Annotated in this window: 23 protein-coding genes and 1 pseudogene; 19 read left to right on the top strand and 5 right to left on the bottom strand. The window is 45.2% G+C overall.

Features of this window, described 5'->3' with window-relative positions; translation table 11 throughout:
- Positions 1-26 precede the first annotated feature (26 nt).
- The gene (gene cutC / locus LC084_RS08180; RefSeq protein WP_226570675.1) at positions 27-767 is read left to right on the top strand and encodes a copper homeostasis protein CutC; all 741 of its coding nucleotides are present in this window, start codon (positions 27-29) and stop codon (positions 765-767) included.
- Positions 768-1,398: 631 nt separating this feature from the next.
- On the top strand, positions 1,399-3,036 hold the full coding sequence (gene mqo, locus LC084_RS08175) for a malate dehydrogenase (quinone) (RefSeq protein WP_226570674.1): 1,638 nt from the start codon (positions 1,399-1,401) through the stop codon (positions 3,034-3,036).
- A 79-nt stretch (positions 3,037-3,115) separates the two neighbouring features.
- Here the strand turns inward: mqo and cmoB are convergent, their stop codons facing one another.
- The 4 genes from cmoB to LC084_RS08155 form a co-directional block, all read right to left on the bottom strand.
- Positions 3,116-4,087 (bottom strand): tRNA 5-methoxyuridine(34)/uridine 5-oxyacetic acid(34) synthase CmoB, encoded by a 972-nt coding sequence (gene cmoB, locus LC084_RS08170; protein ID WP_226570673.1) that lies wholly within the window; start codon positions 4,085-4,087, stop codon positions 3,116-3,118.
- A complete protein-coding gene (gene cmoA, locus LC084_RS08165; RefSeq protein ID WP_226570672.1) occupies positions 4,084-4,827 on the bottom strand; it encodes a carboxy-S-adenosyl-L-methionine synthase CmoA in 744 nt (247 codons plus the stop codon). The genes cmoB and cmoA overlap by 4 nt, the downstream gene beginning before the upstream one ends.
- Positions 4,828-4,866: 39 nt before the next feature.
- A complete protein-coding gene (locus LC084_RS08160; protein ID WP_226570671.1) occupies positions 4,867-5,262 on the bottom strand; it encodes an MAPEG family protein in 396 nt (131 codons plus the stop codon).
- A gap of 77 nt (positions 5,263-5,339) precedes the next feature.
- Positions 5,340-5,666 (bottom strand): DUF72 domain-containing protein, encoded by a 327-nt coding sequence (locus LC084_RS08155; RefSeq protein WP_226570670.1) that lies wholly within the window; start codon positions 5,664-5,666, stop codon positions 5,340-5,342.
- A gap of 71 nt (positions 5,667-5,737) precedes the next feature.
- Between LC084_RS08155 and LC084_RS08150 the strand changes: the two genes are divergently transcribed.
- From LC084_RS08150 to LC084_RS08095, 12 genes are all read left to right on the top strand, one after another.
- Positions 5,738-7,381 (top strand): recombinase family protein, encoded by a 1,644-nt coding sequence (locus LC084_RS08150; protein WP_226570669.1) that lies wholly within the window; start codon positions 5,738-5,740, stop codon positions 7,379-7,381.
- Positions 7,382-8,348: 967 nt separating this feature from the next.
- Positions 8,349-9,356, top strand: coding sequence for a DUF2116 family Zn-ribbon domain-containing protein (locus tag LC084_RS08145; protein ID WP_226570668.1), 1,008 nt, complete (start codon positions 8,349-8,351; stop codon positions 9,354-9,356).
- Positions 9,357-9,384: 28 nt separating this feature from the next.
- On the top strand, positions 9,385-9,678 hold the full coding sequence (locus tag LC084_RS08140; RefSeq protein ID WP_226570667.1) for a hypothetical protein: 294 nt from the start codon (positions 9,385-9,387) through the stop codon (positions 9,676-9,678).
- Between the two features lie 222 nt (positions 9,679-9,900).
- A complete protein-coding gene (locus tag LC084_RS08135) occupies positions 9,901-10,176 on the top strand; it encodes a hypothetical protein (RefSeq protein ID WP_226570666.1) in 276 nt (91 codons plus the stop codon).
- Between the two features lie 468 nt (positions 10,177-10,644).
- The gene (locus tag LC084_RS08130) at positions 10,645-11,193 is read left to right on the top strand and encodes a recombinase family protein (RefSeq protein WP_226570665.1); all 549 of its coding nucleotides are present in this window, start codon (positions 10,645-10,647) and stop codon (positions 11,191-11,193) included.
- A gap of 712 nt (positions 11,194-11,905) precedes the next feature.
- Entirely contained in the window at positions 11,906-12,208 is a 303-nt protein-coding gene (locus LC084_RS08125; protein ID WP_226570664.1) for a hypothetical protein, read from the top strand.
- Positions 12,198-12,536, top strand: coding sequence for a hypothetical protein (locus LC084_RS08120; protein ID WP_226570663.1), 339 nt, complete (start codon positions 12,198-12,200; stop codon positions 12,534-12,536). The genes LC084_RS08125 and LC084_RS08120 overlap by 11 nt, the downstream gene beginning before the upstream one ends.
- A gap of 34 nt (positions 12,537-12,570) precedes the next feature.
- Positions 12,571-12,918: a hypothetical protein gene (locus LC084_RS08115; RefSeq protein ID WP_226570662.1), complete on the top strand. Its 348-nt coding sequence runs from the start codon at positions 12,571-12,573 to the stop codon at positions 12,916-12,918.
- A complete protein-coding gene (locus LC084_RS08110; protein WP_226570661.1) occupies positions 12,918-13,214 on the top strand; it encodes a hypothetical protein in 297 nt (98 codons plus the stop codon). The genes LC084_RS08115 and LC084_RS08110 overlap by 1 nt, the downstream gene beginning before the upstream one ends.
- A gap of 32 nt (positions 13,215-13,246) precedes the next feature.
- Positions 13,247-13,801, top strand: coding sequence for a hypothetical protein (locus tag LC084_RS08105; protein WP_226570660.1), 555 nt, complete (start codon positions 13,247-13,249; stop codon positions 13,799-13,801).
- Positions 13,802-13,886: 85 nt separating this feature from the next.
- Positions 13,887-16,010, top strand: a complete 2,124-nt coding sequence (locus LC084_RS08100) for a hypothetical protein (protein ID WP_226570659.1) — start codon at positions 13,887-13,889, stop codon at positions 16,008-16,010.
- A gap of 2 nt (positions 16,011-16,012) precedes the next feature.
- Positions 16,013-16,774 (top strand): phage baseplate protein, encoded by a 762-nt coding sequence (locus tag LC084_RS08095; RefSeq protein ID WP_226570658.1) that lies wholly within the window; start codon positions 16,013-16,015, stop codon positions 16,772-16,774.
- Between the two features lie 331 nt (positions 16,775-17,105).
- Here the strand turns inward: LC084_RS08095 and LC084_RS08090 are convergent.
- A pseudogene (locus LC084_RS08090) lies at positions 17,106-17,600 on the bottom strand (DUF72 domain-containing protein); the annotation flags it as partial.
- Positions 17,601-17,918: 318 nt separating this feature from the next.
- On the opposite strand from LC084_RS08090, the gene aspS reads away from it, so the two are divergent.
- The 5 genes from aspS to ruvA all read left to right on the top strand — a co-directional run bounded on the left by aspS (position 17,919) and on the right by ruvA (position 22,154).
- A complete protein-coding gene (aspS, locus tag LC084_RS08085; RefSeq protein WP_226570657.1) occupies positions 17,919-19,697 on the top strand; it encodes an aspartate--tRNA ligase in 1,779 nt (592 codons plus the stop codon).
- A gap of 1 nt (position 19,698) precedes the next feature.
- The gene (nudB, locus tag LC084_RS08080; protein ID WP_226570656.1) at positions 19,699-20,142 is read left to right on the top strand and encodes a dihydroneopterin triphosphate diphosphatase; all 444 of its coding nucleotides are present in this window, start codon (positions 19,699-19,701) and stop codon (positions 20,140-20,142) included.
- 23 nt (positions 20,143-20,165) lie between these two features.
- Positions 20,166-20,906: a YebC/PmpR family DNA-binding transcriptional regulator gene (locus tag LC084_RS08075; RefSeq protein ID WP_226570655.1), complete on the top strand. Its 741-nt coding sequence runs from the start codon at positions 20,166-20,168 to the stop codon at positions 20,904-20,906.
- Positions 20,907-20,942: 36 nt separating this feature from the next.
- The gene (ruvC, locus tag LC084_RS08070) at positions 20,943-21,464 is read left to right on the top strand and encodes a crossover junction endodeoxyribonuclease RuvC (RefSeq protein WP_226570654.1); all 522 of its coding nucleotides are present in this window, start codon (positions 20,943-20,945) and stop codon (positions 21,462-21,464) included.
- Between the two features lie 78 nt (positions 21,465-21,542).
- A complete protein-coding gene (ruvA, locus tag LC084_RS08065; protein ID WP_226570653.1) occupies positions 21,543-22,154 on the top strand; it encodes a Holliday junction branch migration protein RuvA in 612 nt (203 codons plus the stop codon).
- Positions 22,155-22,158 lie beyond the last annotated feature (4 nt).

Genomic DNA, 22,158 nt, shown 5'->3' with positions numbered 1-22,158 from the left:
GGTTAAGAGTAAAAAGGAGAATGTCAATGGCGTTACTGGAGATCTGTTGTTATAGCCTGGATTGTGCGATGGTTGCGCAGCAGTCTGGCGCTGACCGAATTGAGTTATGTTCCGCGCCGGCCGAAGGTGGTTTAACTCCCTCCGCTGGCCTGCTGCGTGCTGCTCGCAGGCTGGTGACATTGCCTGTTCACCCTATTGTTCGCCCGCGTGGTGGCGATTTTTGCTATGACGCACACTCCTTTGACATCATGCTCGATGATATTTGCCAGATTCGTGACGCTGGGTTCCCAGGCGTTGTAACCGGCGTATTGACGCAGGACGGGCAAGTGGATATGCCGAGAATGCATCGTATTATGGCAGCCGCAGGGAATATGGCTGTTACTTTTCACCGTGCCTTTGATGTGTGCCAGTTCCCTCGGCAAACCTTGAGTCAGTTGGGTGAGCTTGGTGTTGCCCGAGTGCTGACATCCGGGCAGGCTGCCAGCGCAGAGAAAGGAATTGCATTACTCGGGGAACTTATTGGTATACCCGGAACTCCAATTATTATGGCTGGGGCGGGAGTGCGCCCGTCCAATGTCCGGCTGTTTGTTGAACACGGTATCCAGGAGGTACACAGCTCAGCTGGAGAATATGTGCCATCGGTTATGCGTTACCAGCATCAGGGAGTATCCATGTCAGCAGACCCTGATGCAGATGAGTTTCGTCGTTACCGCGTAAGTGCTTCCGCGGTGGCGTCAATGAAAGAAATTCTGTCCGGCTACGCGTAAAACTGATTTTTGCCGCACATCATGTCGCCCAATATGATGTTTGCATGTACCAGGCCCCGATATCTTGTCGGGGCTTTTTTTATGCAAAAATTTCTTCCTGGCTTATAAATAACCAAAATTTATAGATGCGAATGATTTTTTCAGGTTTGTGTCCAAACATACCTGTAGCCTTTGGTTCACACAGCTCATTGTTATGTAACTATTTTTATTGCTGCATAATCATGCGGCAATAATGAATGCGGTTCCACTCACAGATTTCTCTCGTGATAAAAAGTGATGGTTGTTAATCGACCGAAATAGTAATGAAAACCTAAGCAGGTAAGGAGTCTTGCGCGGAATGATAAGGTAATGCTATTGTCGATTGCTCGGAAATGATTGATTTAAAACTATGCAGTAGTCTGTTTTTACAGAAATGCTCAACTTTACAATTAAGAAACATTAATAAAACAAAAAACTTTATAATTTAAAAATTATTTAAATTTTCATTTCCTGGTGTTAACGTATCAGCATTGGTGATGATACGTGAAACGTTTAACCTCTATAAAACCCTGCGCATCATCACTCTCGATGGCATACCGAATCTCTGAAAACGCTTTCACGTGCGATAATAAAGTTATAAGGCTATGAAGTTATGAAAAAAATCGCTGCCGGGCAGTATGTGCTGGGGACAGGGAACAACGGAATGGCTTCCTCTGCCACTGCAACTAAAATGCAGGAAATAGATGTTTTGCTTATTGGTGGCGGCATTATGAGCGCTACTCTGGGCACCTATTTACAGGAACTGGAGCCTGACTGGTCGATCACAATGGTTGAGCGCCTGGATAATGTGGCTCAGGAAAGCTCCAATGGCTGGAATAATGCGGGTACCGGGCATTCCGCGCTGATGGAGCTGAACTACACTCCTGTTGATAAAAATGGTGCAGTTAGCACTAAAAAAGCTATTGATATCAACGAAGCATTTCAGATTTCACGCCAGTTCTGGGCCTGGCAGGTTCGGCAAGGTGTGTTGCAAAATCCACGTTCATTTATCCGTAGCGTTCCTCACGTCAGTTTTGTTTGGGGGCAGGATAACGTTAATTTCCTCCGTGCCCGCTATGCGGCACTGAAGGACCGTGTCCTGTTCCGCGGTATGTCCTATTCAGAAAATCACGACCAAATTAAGGCCTGGGCTCCTTTAGTAATGGAAGGGCGCGATGTGGCTCAACCTGTCGCTGCGACCTGGACTGAAGGTGGCACTGATGTCAACTTTGGTGAAATCACCCGCCAACTGGTGGCTGCACTGAAGAAAAAAGCCAACTTCCATTTGCGCCTGGGCACCGAAGTACGGGATTTATACCGTAACCCGGATAATACCTGGTCGGTTACTTTGTTCGATAAAGCCACCAAAACCCAGCATAAGGTAAAAACAAAATCGGTATTCATTGGTGCCGGTGGTGCTGCGCTTAAATTGCTGCAAAAATCAGGTATTCCGGAAGCAAAAGCCTATGCAGGTTTCCCGGTAGGTGGGCAATTTTTAGTGTGCGACAAACCTGAAGTGGTAAATAAACACTTGGCGAAGGTATATGGGAAAGCCTCTGTAGGCGCACCGCCCATGTCTGTTCCGCATATAGATACGCGTGTGCTGGATGGCAAAAGAGTCTTGTTGTTTGGCCCGTTTGCCACTTTCTCCACGCGTTTTTTGAAAAATGGCTCACTCTGGGATTTACCTTCATCAACCAGGCCATCCAACTTGATGCCAATGGTGCATGTGGGTTTGGATAACTTCAACCTAGTGAAATACCTGGTCGGGCAGGTGGTTCAGTCTGACAAAGACCGCCTGGCCGCGCTGCGTGAATACTACCCGCAGGCGCAGAAAGAAGACTGGCGGTTATGGCAAGCCGGGCAGCGCGTTCAGGTTATTGAACGGGATCCGCAAAAAGGCGGTGTGTTGCGCCTTGGGACAGAAGTGGTTAGTGACAAACAAGGTACTGTCGCTGCTTTGCTGGGTGCTTCTCCGGGGGCTTCAACTTCTGCGCCTATCATGCTTGATGTTATGCGCAGCCTGTTTGCCGACAAAATGCTGAGTGCAGACTGGCAGGTAAAATTGAAAGCTATGTTGCCTTCTTTGGGCCACCAACTGGACGAAGACAGCGCAATGGCAGAGCACATTCTGGATTACACCAGTGATGTGCTTGAATTGGTGCACAATACCACGCCGGTTAACCAGACTGTGCCTTCACCGGAAGGTGAACTGGTTGAAGATGAGCTGGTGGCCGATATCGCTATCTAAAAGGCCATTTGACTGGCGTTGAAAAAAAACGCGCTACGGATATCAACCGGGCGCGTTTTTTATTGTTTCGAAAACGTCTTCAGGGCTTGCGTGCAATTAACACTGCGCGCAATGGTGCTGGATAACCTTCGCAGGTCAGGTGAGGATTTTGCGGGTCGAGGAAATCAGCTAAAGACTCTGTTTTCATCCAGTCTGTACGCCGCTGTTCTTCCACAGATGTATAGTTATGGTCAACAATACGCACATCGACAAAACCGCATTTTTCGAGCCAGTTTTTCAGTGCCAGGGCAGAAGGGATAAAGTAGACATTGCGCATTTGCGCATAACGCGCGCCCGGAACCAGAACATCGTGTTCATTACCTTCAATGACCAGTGTTTCCAGAACCAGTTCTCCACCACTTACCAGTTGGTTTTTTAGTTGCCACAGGTGGTCAAGCGGTGAACGGCGGTGATACAGCACTCCCATTGAGAACACGGTGTCGAAAGCTTCAAGTGCCGGTAATTGCTCAATTCCTAAAGGGAGTAGATGTGCTCGTTGGTCATTACCCAGCAATTTGCGCACGGCTTCAAATTGGCACAGGAATAGCTGAGTAGGGTCAATACCCACAGCAAGTTTTGCTCCTGCGCCCACCATGCGCCACATATGGTAACCGCTGCCACAACCTACATCGAGCACCAGGCGGTCTGCCAGTGGCGAAATATGCGGAGCAACACGGTCCCACTTCCAGTCAGAACGCCACTCAGTGTCAATATGAACGCCATAAAAATCATACGGGCCCTTGCGCCAGGGCATGAGCTGCTGGAGCAGGTGGGTTAATCCGGTTATTTGCCCCTCGCTAAGTGGTGTTGTGCTGCGGGTACTCACGCTGTGAACTAAGTCAACATGGTCAGGCTGGTATTCAGGCAGGAAAGAGACGGCATTTTGCCAGTGTTTAAGCTGGCCATGTTGCCCTTCGCGCTGCCATTCGGCAATTTGTGCGGGTAATGTTTCCAACCAATGCGCCAGCGGACCAGTGGCAATCTGGCTATAGAACTGCCCAAAATTTGTCACGCTGATTCTCCTGATTTAATGGCAACCAGTGAACCAAAATTAAAGCACTGGAACCAGAGTTCACAATGTGTGAACCCGGCAGCTTGTAAGCGCGCTTTGTGGGTGTCGATGGTATCAGTCAGCATGACATTTTCCAGCATGCTGCGCTTTTGGCTTATTTCCAGTTCGCTGTAACCATTGGCGCGTTTAAAATCCAGATGCATATCGAACAGCAGTTCACCCATTTGCTGATCCGGAAAGCTGAACTTTTCCGATAACACCAGCGCGCCACCTGGGTTCAGGCCCTGGTAAATTTTGCTGAGCAGTGCCAGTCGGTCATCCGGTGCGAGAAACTGCAAGGTGAAATTAAGGATCACCAGTGAAGCATTCTCAATCGGTACATCACGAATGTCGGCTTCTAATACATCAACAGGCGTGGCTGCACGGAACGCGTCCAGATGACGGCGGCAACGTTCAACCATTGGCGCTGAGTTATCGACTGCAATAATCCGGCATCCTTCATGATTAATATTGCGCCGGGCTGAAAGTGTGGCCGCACCCAAAGAGCAACCTAAATCGTAAACATGGCTTGCGGGCGTGACGAAACGCCCGGCCAGCATGCCTATCATAGAGATGATGTTGGAGTAGCCCGGTACCGAGCGTTGGATCATATCCGGGAAAACTTCAGCAACCCGTTCATCAAAGGTCCAGTCACCCAGGCTGGCGATAGGCGCAGAGAACAGCATGTCGCGGTTAGACATAACAAGGAGTCCGAGAATTACAAAGTGCCGTATTGTGCGTTAACGGAGCGAGAAAACCAACTCCCATGGCATAAACCACAAATTACCCAGAACCATCAACACTAATGATAGCCAGGTACAGGCCATACCTGCCCGGCGCCAGGGAAAAAGCCGGTGCCGGTAGCCGTAGTAATGCATTATACGCCCAACAAGCAAAATACTGCCGCACACATGCACCATCCAGTAAGCGGCACCGTTCATTTCGAAAAACAGTAACAAGATAAGCCCGACAGGAATGTACTCCACGGCATTACCGTGTACGCGAATGGCGCTTTGGAGCTCTGAAAAACCACCATCGCCATAGGCGACATGGTACTGCACGCGAATTCTGACTACATCAACAGACAGTTTAAGTAACAATATCGCGCCAAGAACTGCATACAGTGCACTGACCATATAAACTCCATTTTTTGCAGAACCTTACGTGAGCTGAAACAATAATAGCCTGAACAGCCGGGTCTGTCGCCAGGGTATCAAAACAAGGTGGACTGTTCCGGCTGGTTTGGTGGCGGTGTGAAATCGGGGGCCAGGCGTTGCAGCACCGGTAATAACGTGGTGACAATTTTATGTACCTCGCCAATGTCCGGAGTATGCAGGAACAAGAACGGGTTATTATCCATAGACCAGCCAGAAAGGCGGTTCAGCCAGTTATCAAATAACCCGGCGCTTTGGTGCATATTGTCGCTTGCGATAAACCGCACGACAGGCATTGTTCCGGTTAGCACCGCATGAACCGGAAGCCGTGGTTTTTTGCGCTGCGCTTCCACCATTGCGGGTGTTGAGGCTGTGGCTGAATGCACTGGCCGGCTATCCAGGATTACACCTCTCTTATGATACACTCACTGAAACACTACTCATCAGGGTTTCAGATATGCCTACCGCAATCTCATACATTCGCTTCTCATCACAGCAACAATCATCAGGTGACAGCACCAAAAGACAGTCAAAGCTTATAGCTCAATGGTTAAAGAATAACCCTGAATACCATCTTGACGAGCAACTATGCTTCCAGGATTTAGGTATATCTGGTTACTCTGGGGCAAATGCTACTAAAGGTGCTTTCTCAGAATTCCTCTCAGCAGTTGAAAAGGGCTATATACAAGAAGGCTCAGTATTACTTGTAGAATCACTAGACCGTGTCTCAAGACAGGATATAGACATTGCTGGTGAACAGCTCAGAAAGATTCTTAGAGCAGGTGTAGAGGTTGTCACACTCACGGATAACTCATGGTACACAAAAGCCTCTCTCAAAGACTCACTGAGCATGATAAAAGCTTTACTTGTGATGGAACGTGCACACGAAGAATCAGAAATCAAATCTAAGCGCCTACGCTCAGTCTGGGCAGAGAAACGTCTCAAAGCTGAACAGACAGGTAAGATAATGTCAAAACGCTGTGTAGCGTGGCTGAGAGTCTCAGAGGACAGGTCACACTTTGAACTCATCCCTGAACATGTCAGAGCTGTAAGAAGAATATTTCAACTCCGTCTTGAAGGTATGGCACATGCAAGAATAGCTAAACAGATGAACATTGAAGGTTTTTCTACAGTAAACCAGTACAAATCTGTAAAAGGTGGCTTCTCACAGACATCAGTGACAGAGCTTCTCAGTAATCGCTCAGTGATAGGCTACAAAATCCCGTCTAAATCAATGGCTGTAAAGGGCGTACAGGAAATCCCAAATTATTACCCAGCTATCATCACAGAGCAGGAATTCTACGCTGTACAGCAACTGAAGCAGGGTGGCACAGGACGTAAACCATCATCTGATAAACCACTCTTAACAAATCTCTTCAAGGGAATCATACGCTGTTCAGAATGCCACCATGTGATGATTCTTAGCGGTGCATCAGCAAAGCGTCACGGTAACTACAGATGCTCAATGGTTAAAGCAGGCAGATGTCACACAAAAGGTCTGAGCAGACTCAAAACAGACACAGCACTGATACAGGGGCTTCTGTACAATACCAACAGGCTTAACCTCCAGTCCCCCACAGACACAGTGACAGGTCATCTACAAACAGAACTCACAGAACTCACCAAACGTAAAGAGAACCTGCTCAAATTAGCTGAACTCTCAGGTGATATAGAATCCTCAGCAGTAAGACTCAAAGAACTGAATAAACAGATAGCCTCAGTACAAGGTGAAATTGCTAATCACCACCAGCGTGAATCATCTACTCATCTTGAAACAATACAACATCTTGATATGACTGTTAAAAAGGACAGGGTAGAGGCACAAATCATCATCAAGCGTGTGATAAAAAGCATCATGCTGAACACTGCAAAAGCCACTTGTGACATAACTCTTCACAATGGTATCAAACTAAACAATTACCCACTGTCACATGTGATAGACGGTGCTCGCTTCTCTGATATTGTTTCTCTACTGGAAGACAAAGAATTCACCTTTAGTGATAATGAAACAAGTATACCTGCACCTATTCACACAGCACCTGAATGGGTACAAGAGGCTATAGCTCATGAAGCCAACAGGAAGCCCCCAGAGCCCTTATAAACATATCACCTACACAATCACCTTACTCACACTCAAAATGGCTTAGAATGCATTACATGAGCTCCATGAGCTTCTTAGCGAATCTCCTAGGCCTATATGTCATTTATCACATAAACAGTGATTCTTTTATAACTAAACAGTCTTATCACTATGCTTGACAATTCTTGACATTATGAGACCCTAAATCTTAACAGACTCTAAACATTATCTTCTCTCACTCAGAGTATTCTTAACAGATATCTGTACAGACCCTGAGCTATTCTTAAAATTATGTTACGCTAACTCTGAATTCCTTTTCACATTCATATACTTACAAATTCCTCATATCTTCAAAAGTGGGTGTTTTTCAGCACTCTTAGTATCTCTCTGTAAATCCCTCTCCAACTACACTAAGCAAACCCTCTCAACAACTCCCTATATCTATCTCCGCAGATATCTATACCTTCCTCTAAACATTCCTCTACACATCAATAACTTACCCTCACTTTTCCTCTTCAAAGTGTAACCATTTTTGGGTAATTACCCTTAAAATCCAATATTCCCAGTTATCTATTTAGATTCTGTATAGCCTTATGCGGATATCTCTAGACAGTGCAATTAACAGTGTCACCCTCAACATTGGACAAGCCTCTTCGTGCCATGAAAGAGGCGAGAGGTATACATTATTTTAACATTACATTAACAAATTGTTGACAACTTTCTAAAAACATGTAATACTGTTCTTATAGGGTTAAACCTGACAGTTATTTGAGAAGTCTCTCTAATGGTTTCATTCATGCCTAGCTCAAGAGCCTTCAAAAATCCTTATGGGGATAAGGTGAGCAAACCTACTTCATTAGTAGGCTTCTCAGATAACTGTCACTCTCCTTTAATCCATCTCTTAGCAACATCACTCAAACTCCTTAATCCATACCTAACAGCATATATCCCCAATATCTGTTAGATTCTGAACGAGCTAATTTTATGAATGAAAAATACTAATGATAAACACGCACATGTTTGCCCTGTATGTGGCAAAGTCATTACGGGAAGAGCTAAGACTTGCTCCCAGGTATGCAGAAACAAACTCTCAAAACTCAATAAAGCCAAGACAGTAGATATCTCCACATTCAAGTGCACAGGCTTCTACCGTTTCATCCGTGATAATGTTAAACGTGCTGGTACACTGGCTATTATCCATGATGTTGATTTACTTGAGCTGAACAGTTTCTACAACACATGGCGTAAAATGAATTACTCCTGTAGTGAGCCTCTGGAAATCTCTCATTACATTCCCGCATCAAAACACGGTTCACTCCACCCTCATAACCTCGGTATATGGCCTAAACACCTCAACCAGCAATTCAGTGATAAAACACTCTCAGGGCTAGGTGTAAAAGTATCAGACAGAACTTGGAACAGTTCACGCTATGACCTGAGTGACAGAAAATTTGATGACGTATTTACAGCCCTGTTCAAAACACAGATTAAAAAACTTATTCGCTCAGGTGACCTTGCATTACCAGTACGCTATAACAAATGGCTCATGCTAAAGAAGAAAGGTTACAAATCAGCTTACAGCTCATGTGACCGTATGAAGCTAGAAGGCTTCAATGAGATACTCACCAAGCACGGTATAGCGGCTCTTAAGCCCTTCACTGGCAGTTTCCATACACTGACTATTGAACAGGTCTTAGAACACGAGATACAGCGCCAGATTAGCCTTGGGCATGAGCCTCTTGAGATTCACCAGCTCCTGGATTATGAATCAGAGTTTGTATCCACAGTATATGGTGAACTCCCAGATGCTTTACGCAGCTATGAAGGCGACACTGAAGAGCTTCTGAGCGCTCTGGTCACTCATGATATCAAAAAAGCATATAACATTTACTGGATGATTCTCGAAAATAAATATGACCCTGAAGCCGTTTACTGGATTCAACACAGAGATGAATACCTGAGCATCGACTACAACCAGTTTGACCTTCCACTTTAAATTATAACTAAAAGAGAAACACACAATAATGAACATCACCATCCCAGCTAATATCACTACATTCATTAACCATGTGACCAATGGAACAATGACACCTGCACAGGCTGCAAAAGCCTGTCATTTAACAGCAACTGAACAGATTGCTATTCGTAAATGCTTAGGCTTACCTATCCAAAGACACCCTCAGACTGTGATTAATGAGGTAATAAGCCTACTCAAAAGTGGTTGTAAAATGACTTATATAGCGAAGAAGCTAGACATCTCTTATCGTCAAGTTGTCCATATCAACAACTACTATGTGAAGCATAAAACTCAGGCGTGACGCGGGTTTGCAGCCTGTTTACCAGTGATTTTTAGCTATTTGTCAAAATCACCCTTAAAATACCCCTAAAATGACCCTGTAAAAACATGCTCAAGCCTACTCTCCCAAGGGTTTGCAGAGTGTCCCAAGAATCTGTATAGACCCTTGTTATAACGCTAAGATTACTCACATCCACATTTTAATAACAAATATTTATATACCCTACATTTCAAAGGTTTACAAATGAGAGTCAAATTAACCCCTGAGCAACAGGCTCAGAATTTCATGATGGCTGTTCTGTTGAGACAAACTCATAGACTCAAAACAGTCTTTAAGCTAGACGAGAAAGAGATTGAACAACTCTATAGCCTCAGTAACTCAAAATGGGCTGCCCAGAGATTAGTGATGGGTGTCAAACAGCCCAAGGTTGAGAAATCACCAAAAGCTACCGTGACCAAACCTTCACAACCCGCTGTCACAGCATCATTTACCAATACTGCTAAACTGAAATCTGTATAGAACCATTAACCCACCATGTGTGGGTTTTCCTTTACCTTGAGCTTCTTAGCGAAACTCTATGTGATTACCTCAACAACCCCCTATATCTATCTCCGCAGATTATCTATAAAATCCCTCTACAACCCTTGTCATTACTGGGTTCGTCACTTTCAAAGTGTAACCATTTTCTGCAAAATACCTCTGTAAATCCTCTTTATAGAATCTGCGGATTCTCCTTTGAGCTTCCCTGAAGCGAAACTCTTTGACCATGTCATTAACAGTGTAACTAACAGACCTTTTTAACATTGGACCAAGCCTCTTTCATGGCACGAAGAGGCGAGAGTTAAACATAACCCTTAACAGTATCTTTTGAGTCTACCCCACCGATACAGACCACTTACCCTCTCTTTAAGTATCATTTACTCGTTGAAACCATCTAAATGATATTGTATCCTTAGCATCATCTAAATGAGACATGAGGGAATCAATATGATTTACGGTTATGCAAGGGTTTCCAGTAAAGACCAGAATCTGGACAGACAGCTAGCAGAACTCACACCTGTCTGTGATGTGGTCAAATTAGAGAAGGTCTCCGGTAAAGACTTAAACAGACCAGAGCTACAGAAGCTTATAGAATTCCTTCAACCAGGTGACCAGCTTATCTGTAAAAGCATTGACAGGCTTGCGAGGAATACTAAGGACTTACTTGAAGTGGTGGATTCACTCATAGCTAAGGGTGTTACTGTTAAGTTTCTGGATAACTCTATGAGCTTTGATAACACACCAGCCTCAAGACTTATCCTCACAATGATGGGCGCAGTAGCAGAGTTTGAACGCGGTATCATCGCTTCTCGTCGTGATGAAGGTATAGCTATTGCGAAAGAGCAGGGCAGATATAAAGGTAAACAACCTAACAAAGAACTCCACAGTAAGGTCACAAAATACCTTGAGATGAACAAATACTCTCCTGATGAAATAGCTAAACTGTGTGACTGTGGCAGGGCTACAGTATTCAGAATCAAGAAAACACTCCAGTGACAGGGGGCTGCAAAGCCCTCTTATCACACAATGTATTGATTTATAATCATATTTTAGGATTTTGACAGTGCAATGTACCTAAGCTTTCTGGCACGTTAAGCACATATACAGTCTGACCAACTTTTCACAGTCTCACCTACAGATATTTTTCCACACCACCAGCAACTTGTGACCAGCGCAGCGCTATGTTTTTATGAGAAAAATTGTAAAAATAAAGTTAATGAAATGTTAAAATAGTGTAACAAATATCTTGACAAATAACACAAAAGTTGTTAATATTAATACATGAAGAGAAATAAAGGTTACTTCTTTCCCTTCAGTCTCTAAGAATAATAAATCACATAGTTACCTCCAAAAGCTTTGGGGCTATACAGAGTTCTTTATGATTTTCCTGTCCTGTATAGCTTCCCCTTTTTATCAAATATGGTTTACCGAAAATCTCCTTGTTACTGTTCTTCTCTGTAGCACAAATCCTACATATCTCCGTAGGTGAGAATTTCCACAGTGATTGATTGTGTGATTATCTGTCCACTTCTTCTCAGATATCACCATGAGAGAGTCAACTCACTGTCAAAGAGTTTCGCTAAGAAGCTCAAGGGGGATTCTCGGTAACTCATCATACTTACTCCTTGTCAGTGTCAGTCTCTCCTGTCGAGAGCAATTAAATAAAGGGCTGCAATATGCCCTTTCCTATTCTAAGCAGGTGTCCCAAATGAACATCTCCGAAATGGTTAACCAGTCACTCACCAATCTTGAGAAATCACAAGAGCAACGTGACGAAGAGGTTAACAAATACCAGCAAAAATTACAGCTACAGCATCAACTGCAGCAGGTTGCTCAACAGATTAGCTACTACTCTGAAATTATCCGTGGCAAATTAACATCCCAGCCTGAAATATATGGTTCAGATGTCAAACAAATCATTGATGACATTGTGACCAGTATTTTATCCCACCAGCAGCCACAGTTAATGTCTCAGCTTAAAAATATTAAAGAGAAATTGAATGAATTATAACCTTGGCACACGCCATCAATTATGTGACTTCATCTTATATGAAGAGTCAACACCTGACCGCTGGTCTCGTAAATCCGTCCCTTGCGTTGCTGGAACATTACCCGGCGACCTTGTTGACTCAACAGGAACGAAAACAACCACTGTAGAAGATATTGTAGGTATTGCCCTTGATGGTGTGGATAGCGTGACCGGATTAACATTCTTAGGTCAGCAAGAAAACACAATCATCTACCGTAATGCTCAAATCAAGAATTTAGGCTTTATAGAATCTGAAGTAAACAAACTGGCAACTCTTAAAATCACAGTAGTGAATTACCCTGAATATTAATCAATTAATACAAGCACAGAGAAGAGAATAAATAATGTCAAACCAAACCCAATCAATACACGAGCTACGCGGATTTAAAGCTGGAGTTAAAGCATTTGAATCTGGTGATAAGAAACCTAAAGACCCTGCATCATTATATAAACAAGCCACTGACCAGAAATCTAAAAATGATTATACCGTGGGCTTCAATGATGGTTGGTTCAATGCTCAACAGAACAAGTCCCAGAAGAAGAAAGAATCACGTAAGGTTGATAACACAGTGAGCTACTCCCACCAGCAACAATCTACCGTGATGAGCACTCAGCAGTCTGAAGCGCTGAAACGTGCCCTTGAACAGGAAGCAGCAAGACACGTAGCACTGAACTCACAGAGGGCTTTCTAATGCGTGATGAAATCCAAGTATTCGTAAACAGTGATGGTGACTTAACCGTTGATATCGCTCATGCAAGTTTAGAAGCTGTCTATCGTGAGATGTACGACAACCCCAGCATCCTTATCGACCGCATCGGACAGGTCTTGTGTGACAATAATCTCTGTCCTGTTGAAGATATCTTCGAATGCACAGCAATAATTTTCAACCAAGCAAAGCAACGTTACAGCGAAACATTAATGATGATGGCAAATGATACCTTCATGATGAATACCCAAAATGTACAAGCAGCTATCACACTGAATTAGTAAATACCCTACACAGAGAAGAAGAACATTGAATGAACAACGAATATATCCAATTATTTGAAGCAGCCCTAAATAATTACCCTCAAACCACCAGCCCAACAATTCAACAGCAACGTATTGAAGAAGTAGGCTACCGTGTGATTAGTGAAGCGATGCTTAAGCTGGATAAGCTAAAAGAGCCTCTCCCAGTTTCTGAAATCACTATCACAGAGAAAGCAAGAGACATTCTGGCGAATAATGCAACACGTATTCCCGGTGTACACCTACTAGAATGCAGTAAGCTTACTCAAACAGAACATATTAATAATCTCTCAGCCTCAGGTGACAGAATCCTTGATATCAAACTAATTGACCAAGGAACACTTGGAATTAAAGTTTTAATCATCCATACTAAACTGACACATGTCGAGCTAATGGAAAAAGCATCAGAAATTGCCGAACGTGAACTCAATCGTGAATATCAACGTGACGCTAATCACTACACAGCACGTCTCGAACAGATTAAAGAATTAAAGACTCATGTGATGAAATCTTATAATTCCCTCAAGGGTGGCTTCAAAGCCCAGATTGATGCTCTGATGAGTTAATCACAATAGTAAATAAACAATTAATAAGGCCTCCACTGTGACATATACACAGATGGGGGCTTTTTAGTATTAGGAATTATAAATAATGGCAAAGTATAAGGTTGATGAGTTTGTCGTAGAACTTGGTTTCTCAGAAAAGATTCTCAGCGGTCTCACAAACGTTGAAAAGAAAGTAAATAATGCCGCTGAAAGAATTGAAAAGAGATTCAACCAAGCATTTAACAGACTCTCTGGCGCAGAGAAAACAGGCAATATGTTTGCACGTATTGAAAGACAGGCCACCACTGCGGCTAACCATATCCAAAAGGAAATGGCTCGAGCATTCAATATGAAAGCCAACGGTGCAAGTACATTCTCAGAACTCGAACAGCAAAGTGCAAGAGCTGGACAGATTATTCAACGCAATCTGCAAAATGCTCTTAAGTTTAAAGGCTTCTCTGCTCTTCCAGTGACCAGCACTCCACCTAAAGTTGGACGCCCCTCCATTCCACCAGCTACAAGAATTAATGATATCTACACCAGAGCACAGCAATCAGCCTTCTTCGGTAACATGCAGATTCGTACACCTGAACGAGCACAGGAATATACAAAACGTTTAACATCATTGTTCAATAATGCTGGTACAGATGTTGCTCAGTTCAGAAGAAATGTCCAAAAACTTTCTTATGAATTCAGTCAGATGGGTAGAGCTGAAGCATTCGCCAGACAAAAAGCCCAGCAACTTGGTGATAGTGTAAACAGTCCCATCTCAGGGTTTGGTAAACTCGTCACTGGATTATATGCTGCAAGTCAGGCTATCCAATACTTTTCAGACGCTGTAAAGGTGGGTGCAGAACGTCAACAGGCAAAAGTAATGCTAGAAACTGCCTACGCTAAGCAAGCACCTGAAATAACTCAGCAAGTGAACACCTATGCTAACAAATATGGTGTGGATAAAACTCAGGCACAGCAGCAAGCAGCACAGCTTAGAATGACCATGCCAGAGAAAATATTCTCAAACAGTGATATTCCAAAGCTATTAGAAACTGAAAGTGTATTTGCCCACCAGACAGGTATGACAAATGATGCACTAGGCCGCTTGAATTATGCTATGCAACAGATTGCAGGTTCAGCCCACCTTATGGGGCAAGACTGGCTCCAAGTAGTGAATGCCAGCCCAGCTCTAATCAAGCAACTCGAACAGGTGATGCATGTTGACGATGTCAGGGCTCTGAAACAAAAAGCCTTATCAATGTCTGGGGCACAATTTACCCAGCTTATGGTTCAGGCCATGGAAAAGCTGAACAGTGAATCTGGCGCAGCAATCAAAGCTCAACAGAACGTATTAGCAGCACAGGGTAGATTCCACAATGCCGTACAGGATAACCAAGAAAAATTCTTCAGAGGGTTTGATAAAGGGTTCCAGTCACTACTGAACAGCCTCTCAACATTCCTTAACATCTCCGGTGATGATGCTCAGGTGTTCGGTATGGTTCTGGGTGACGCCATGAACCGTATCTCCCAGACGATTGATGGTATTAGCACTTTGGTGCTGAATGCAAATGGCGCAATTTCACTCCTTGAAATCAAATGGGAACAGTTCTTCTCCACATTACCTGACCCCGTCCAGAAAGCATTCAAAGAGATAGGTGATGCAGTTCTGGGATTTGCAGAAGCAGTAGCAGCAATGAAAGGTCTACAGATTGCCAAGGACTTAGCAATAGGTGCAGGTGGCAAACTGATAAGAAAACCAATCCCTAAAGGTGCAGCTACAGCAGGTGCAGAGGTTGCCGAAGGTGCAGCAGGAGGCCTACTCAGCAAAATAAACCTACTCCCTACAGCAATTCTGGGATGGATGCTCCACAGCAGACTCAATGATATTCAAAGTGATATGCCCGGTTTCATGAAGCATGTTCAGGAGAATCAGAACAGACCAAACCTTTTCGAATCACTTAAAGATGCTGGAAAGCTACCTGATTGGTTAACAAGAACAATCACCATTCCACCTGAAAATAAACAGGTAAACATTATCCCTAAAATTTCTGGTGAGGTGACCATACCACTGAACCTGGATATTGATGGTCAGATTCAAAAATTCACTATCCCATTACAGTTTGAAGCTCAGAATCAGTTTGAAAACATAATTATGAATAACAGTAACTTCGGACGTTCATCATGGGAATCTCAAGGTGATAACGCAGGATGGCATCCTAGCCAGCAAGGTAAATAACAATGTCACTACTACAAGCATCATCAGCAGACAAAATATTCTTTCATATCAAGGATGATATGTCGGTGATTCTCTCACTCTCAGCAACAACTGATATGAAATATACCAGCACCATGCAGGTAACAACTCAACCAGTACAGTCTGGACAGACAATAACTGATAATGTTCAGGAAGTCCCTGACCAGATTACTATAAATGGTGTTGTCGTTGTTGACTATTTAGGTACTCTGATAACAACACTTGACACTACTGTTGTAGAGGACTTTATAAATACTCTCCAGACTTGGCGTAAACAGAGACAGATTCTTACTGTCCTATGTGACGATGGAATAAGCCTTCAGAATACAGTCTGCACAACGTTTGAAGCTAACAAAGACGCCAGTATTTCGAATGGCCTAAAAGTGTCTCTCACCTTCCAGAATGCTGATTTTGTTGTTCAGATTGGACAGACAACTGCAAGTGTTAACTCTTCAGGCTCTGTATCAACAACCAAGGATGGTGCAGTTACTCAACAGAAAAGTGTGGGTACAGCCACAACCTCTGCAACAGTAAGTAATAGTGCATGCTCATATTTTGCTGCAATAGCCGCTAACGATTACGAAGGTTTCACAGGTGACAAGCTCACACAGGCTAAGACAGCAATGGCTAGATGTAATCTGTCAGCTAACGTATCAGGTGGGAAAATTATCTATAGCCAAGCCTCTGAACGTTTAGCAAAAAGTGTCTACACATCAATGGGCGGTAACGCCAATAAAATTAAGTAACTCAACAGGTAAAATATAATGTTCGAACATATTCATTTATTCCTTTTATCACACTCCCCAGTGTTCCTTTGTTTGTCCACATTTTGCGGTGGATACTATCTTGGAATGGTGACCAGTGACCTCCTGAGAAGCATCTCTAAAGCCACCAGCAATAGGGCAACCAATGAAGATTAATGATTACTACATGCCTGGTGTGAGAGAACAGCTCATGTGCCTTATTAGTGGCATATGTGCAGCTATTTACCGTGTATGGAAGGATAGAAATAAGTAATACCTTGAGCTTCTCTGAAGCGAAACTCCTACCTCCAAAATCCCTCCTATGAGTGTATCAATAGAAAGGTCTCTTCAGAATTACCCGGTTTATGCCGCGTGCATGCAGCCCCTGGTTTAGCAGCCGTTCGGCCTCACCTTTTTCGAAAAATGCCGGGTGGCGAACTTCAACACCCCAGTTGAAGCCTTGCGGTAAGGTGCCAAGAAACGCCCATAGTGCGGGTAAATCCTGGGGAGAAAACGCGGCAGGGAGTTGCAGCCAGTATTGCGCGACCCGCTCTGCAAGTGGGTCCATCCGCTGTAAAAACGCTTGTGTCAAACTTGCACAATCGCGCAATGCTGCCTGGTGGCTAATGGTTGCAGGGAACTTAAAACAGAAACGAAAATCATCGTGGCTCATTGCCCGCCAGCGCATGACTGTTTCTGCAGAAGGAACAGCATACAGCGTGGTGTTGCCTTCAACACAGTTGAAATAGCGCGCATACTCTTCCAGTGATGTAATACCCCATTGCCGCCACTTAGGATGTGACCACTGGGGCAAACCAATATACAGCATAACTGTTTAACACCTGCTTAATCTGGCAAACGGACATGCATATTTATACAGGGTACCGGGTTGTGGCAAAAGTTACAAAGAATGACATCTTGAGTGTTAATGCTGTTACCCGGCACGTTATTTTTGTTAAATATTGCCTGTATACGTAAGCTCGTGCACAGCAAACAATCAGCCAGGGTGCGATGGGCTTATCGGCAGGCGGAATTTCCAGTATAATAGCCGCCTTTTTTCATCCAGTTGTGGCTTTCAGCCAACGCTGCGGGGCGTTTTTCTCTAATTGAAAAGCGGTATCGGCGCAGCGAAGTTAAGGGATATCTCATGCGTACACATTATTGTGGGCAGCTCAATCTGTCCCATGTTGGGCAGCAGGTAACACTGTGTGGTTGGGTTAATCGCCGTCGTGATCTCGGTAGTCTTATTTTTATTGATATGCGCGACCGTGAAGGCATCGTGCAGGTTTTCTTCGACCCGGATCGCCAGCAGGCTTTTAGTGCCGCGGCTGAACTGCGTAATGAGTTCTGCATTCAGGTAACGGGTGTTGTTCGTGCGCGTGATGAAAAGAACGTAAACCGTGATATGGCAACTGGCGAAGTAGAAGTGTTCGCCACGGACCTGAATATCATCAACCGCTCAGAACCGCTTCCGCTGGACTCCAATCAGGTCAATACTGAAGAAGCACGTCTGAAATACCGCTATCTGGATTTACGTCGCCCGGAAATGGCTCAGCGCTTGAAAACCCGCGCTAAAATCACCAGTTTTGTGCGCCGGTTTATGGATGAGCATGGGTTTTTGGATATCGAAACCCCCATGCTGACCAAAGCCACCCCAGAAGGGGCGCGAGATTACCTGGTACCCAGCCGTGTTCATAAAGGCAAGTTTTACGCATTGCCGCAGTCACCTCAGTTGTTCAAACAGCTTCTGATGATGTCTGGTTTCGATCGCTACTATCAAATCGTAAAATGTTTCCGCGACGAAGACTTGCGTGCCGATCGCCAGCCCGAATTTACCCAAATCGATGTCGAAACATCCTTCCTGTCTGCAGAGCAAGTGCGGGAAATAATGGAAGCGATGATCCGTCAGTTATGGCTGGACATCAAAGGGGTTGACCTGGGTGACTTCCCGGTGATGACTTTTGCTGAAGCCGACAAGCGCTATGGCTCTGATAAGCCAGATTTACGTAACCCAATGGAACTGGTTGATGTTGCGGACCTGGTAAAATCTGTTGAATTCAAAGTGTTCGCAGGCCCAGCAAATGATGCCAAAGGCCGCGTTGCAGCATTGCGTGTTCCTGGTGGCGCACACCTCACTCGTAAACAAATTGATGAATACGGCAAATTTGTTGAGATCTACGGTGCTAAAGGCCTGGCCTATATTAAAGTTAACCAGCGTGATGCTGGCCTTGAGGGTATCAACAGCCCGGTTGCCAAATTCTTAACGGCAGAAATTATTGAATCAATTCTGGCCCGTACCGGTGCACAGGATGGCGATATGATTTTCTTCGGCGCAGATAAAGCCCGGACAGTATCTGATGCCATGGGCGCACTGCGTCTTAAAGTAGGTAAAGACCTGCAAATTACCGATGACAAAGCCTGGGCCCCGCTATGGGTTATCGACTTCCCCATGTTTGAAGAAGACGGCGAAGGTGGTCTGGCTGCTATGCATCACCCGTTTACTTCACCGCGTGATATGTCTCCGACTGAGCTGAAAGCCGCTCCGGAAACTGCGATTGCTAATGCCTACGATATGGTTATTAACGGCTACGAAGTGGGTGGCGGTTCTGTGCGTATTCATAATGGGGAAATGCAACAGACTGTATTCGGCATTTTGGGCATTAATGAGCATGAACAGCGCGAAAAATTTGGCTTCCTGTTGGATGCCCTGAAATTTGGTACGCCTCCGCATGCCGGCCTGGCATTTGGCCTGGATCGCCTGACCATGTTGCTGACGGGTACAGAAAATATTCGTGATGTTATCGCGTTCCCGAAAACCACAGCTGCAGCTTGCCTGATGACTGAGGCGCCAAGCTTCGCTAACCCGACCGCACTGGAAGAGTTAAGCTTGCAAGTGGTGAAAAAAAACGTGCAGGAGAATAAGTAACATGGCATTTAAACGGCCTGTCTCTATCCTGGTGGTGATCTATGCCCAGGACACTGGCCGGGTGTTAATGTTACAACGGCGTGATGACCCCACATTCTGGCAGTCTGTGACTGGCAGCCTGGAAGAGGGGGAAAGCGCCGTGGATGCCGCACTTCGCGAAGTAAAGGAAGAGGTCGCCATTGATGTTGTTAGTGAGCATCTGGCCTTGATCGACTGCCAGCGGCGTGTGGAGTTTGAAATATTTACACATTTACGTCATCGCTATGCCCCGGGTATTGTGCGCAATGTAGAGTCCTGGTTCTGCCTCGCGCTTCCTCATGAACGGTCTGTTGTGATTTCAGAACATCTGGACTGGAAATGGGTAAGTGCGGCAGATGCAGCGGTACTCACTAAGTCGTGGAGTAACCGGCAAGCGATTGAAGAGTTTGTAATCGATGCCGCCTGAATAAGGCGTTTTTGGAGAAAGTTATGGCAGGTCATAGTAAATGGGCCAACACGAAGCACCGCAAAGCGGCACAGGATGCCAAACGCGGTAAAATTTTTACCAAAATTATTCGCGAGCTGGTTACGGCTGCCCGTTTGGGTGGCGGCGATCCGGGGTCTAACCCGCGTTTGCGTGCTGCTATTGATAAAGCATTGGCAAACAACATGACGCGCGACACACTGAACCGTGCGATTCAGCGTGGTGTGGGTGGCGATGATGACGCAAACATGGAAACCATCATTTATGAAGGTTACGGCCCTGGTGGTACGGCTGTGATGGTTGAATGCCTGAGTGATAACCGTAACCGTACGGTTGCCGAGGTGCGTCATGCTTTCACTAAAACCGGTGGTAATCTGGGTACTGATGGTTCTGTTGCCTACCTGTTCAGTAAAAAAGGGGTTATCTCTTTTGACGCGGGTGATGAAGACACCATTATGGAAGCCGCGTTAGAAGCGGGTGCTGAAGATGTTGTGGCGTACGATGACGGTGCTGTCGATGTTTACACCGCCTGGGAGGAAATGGGCGCTGTACGTGACGCGCTGGAAGCGGCGGGCCTGAAAGCAGATGCAGCGGAAGTATCCATGATCCCGTCAACCAAAGCAGATATGGATGCAGATACAGCACCGAAATTGCTGCGCCTTATCGATATGCTGGAAGACTGCGATGATGTACAGGAAGTCTACCATAACGGTGAGATCTCCGACGAAGTCGCGGCGACCCTTTGATTATTGCACCAACGCGCCATATGCCGGAGGCGGGAGATGTCCATTATTCTGGGTATTGATCCAGGCTCTCGAATTACCGGCTACGGTGTAATACGGCAGACGGGGCGGAAACTAAGCTACCTGGGCAGTGGATGTATTCGTACCCAGGTAACTGACCTCCCGTCACGGTTGAAGTTGATTTATGCCGGGGTCAGCGAAATCATTACTCAGTTTGCACCGGATTATTTCGCCATTGAGCAAGTTTTCATGGCTAAAAACGCCGATTCAGCTTTAAAACTGGGGCAGGCTCGTGGTGTGGCTATTGTTGCTGCTGTTAACCATGATTTACCTGTGTTTGAATATGCCGCAAGGCAAGTCAAACAAACGGTAACAGGGATTGGTAGTGCTGAGAAAGCGCAGGTCCAACACATGGTGCGCAGGTTGCTCAACCTTCCTTCTAACCCGCAGGCGGATGCGGCCGATGCTCTGGCTATCGCCATCACGCATTGCCACATCAGCCAAAATGCTGTTCAGGCCGGGTCCGCACGCCTTAACCTGGCCAGAGGCAGGTTACGATAAATTTGGCTGGATATTTATCCAGCCTTTTTTATATTATAGGTACAGTTTTTTCCGTCCAATAAATATCAGGAGCAAAGTGTGATAGGCCGACTCAGAGGGATTGTGCTGGAAAAGCAACCACCTCAGGTATTGCTTGAGACAGGTGGTGTGGGTTACGAAATCCACATGCCGATGACTTGTTTCTATGAGCTGCCCGAAGTAGGTAAAGAAGCGGTGGTGTTTACGCACTTTGTGGTAAGAGAAGATGCGCAACTGTTGTTCGGGTTCAATAATAAGCAGGAGCGCACACTGTTTCGTGAGTTAATCAAAGTAAATGGTGTGGGGCCCAAACTGGCGCTGGCTATTTTATCGGGGATGTCGGCACAGCAGTTTGTGAATGCTGTTGAACGGGAAGAGCCTGCTTCACTAGTGAAGCTTCCGGGTATTGGTAAAAAAACAGCAGAACGCCTGGTCGTTGAAATGAAAGACCGCTTTAAAGGAATGCACGGTGATCTGTTTACACCCGCGGCTGATTTGGTTCTGAGTGCGCCTGCGAGTGCCGCAGTGGATGACGCGGAAGCAGAAGCAGTCGCTGCACTGGTCGCACTGGGTTATAAGCCTCAAGAAGCTAGCCGTATGGTATCGAAAGTGGCAGCATCAGGTGCAAACAGTGAAACACTGATTCGTGAAGCATTGCGCGCAGTGCTGTGAGGTA

Origin of the sequence: Mangrovibacter yixingensis, from assembly GCF_020523985.1 — a bacterium.
GTDB classification, from domain to species: Bacteria; Pseudomonadota; Gammaproteobacteria; order Enterobacterales; family Enterobacteriaceae; genus Mangrovibacter; species Mangrovibacter yixingensis.
Note: the sequence above shows the minus strand (reverse complement) of the source record. Positions and strands in the feature narration are given on the sequence as shown.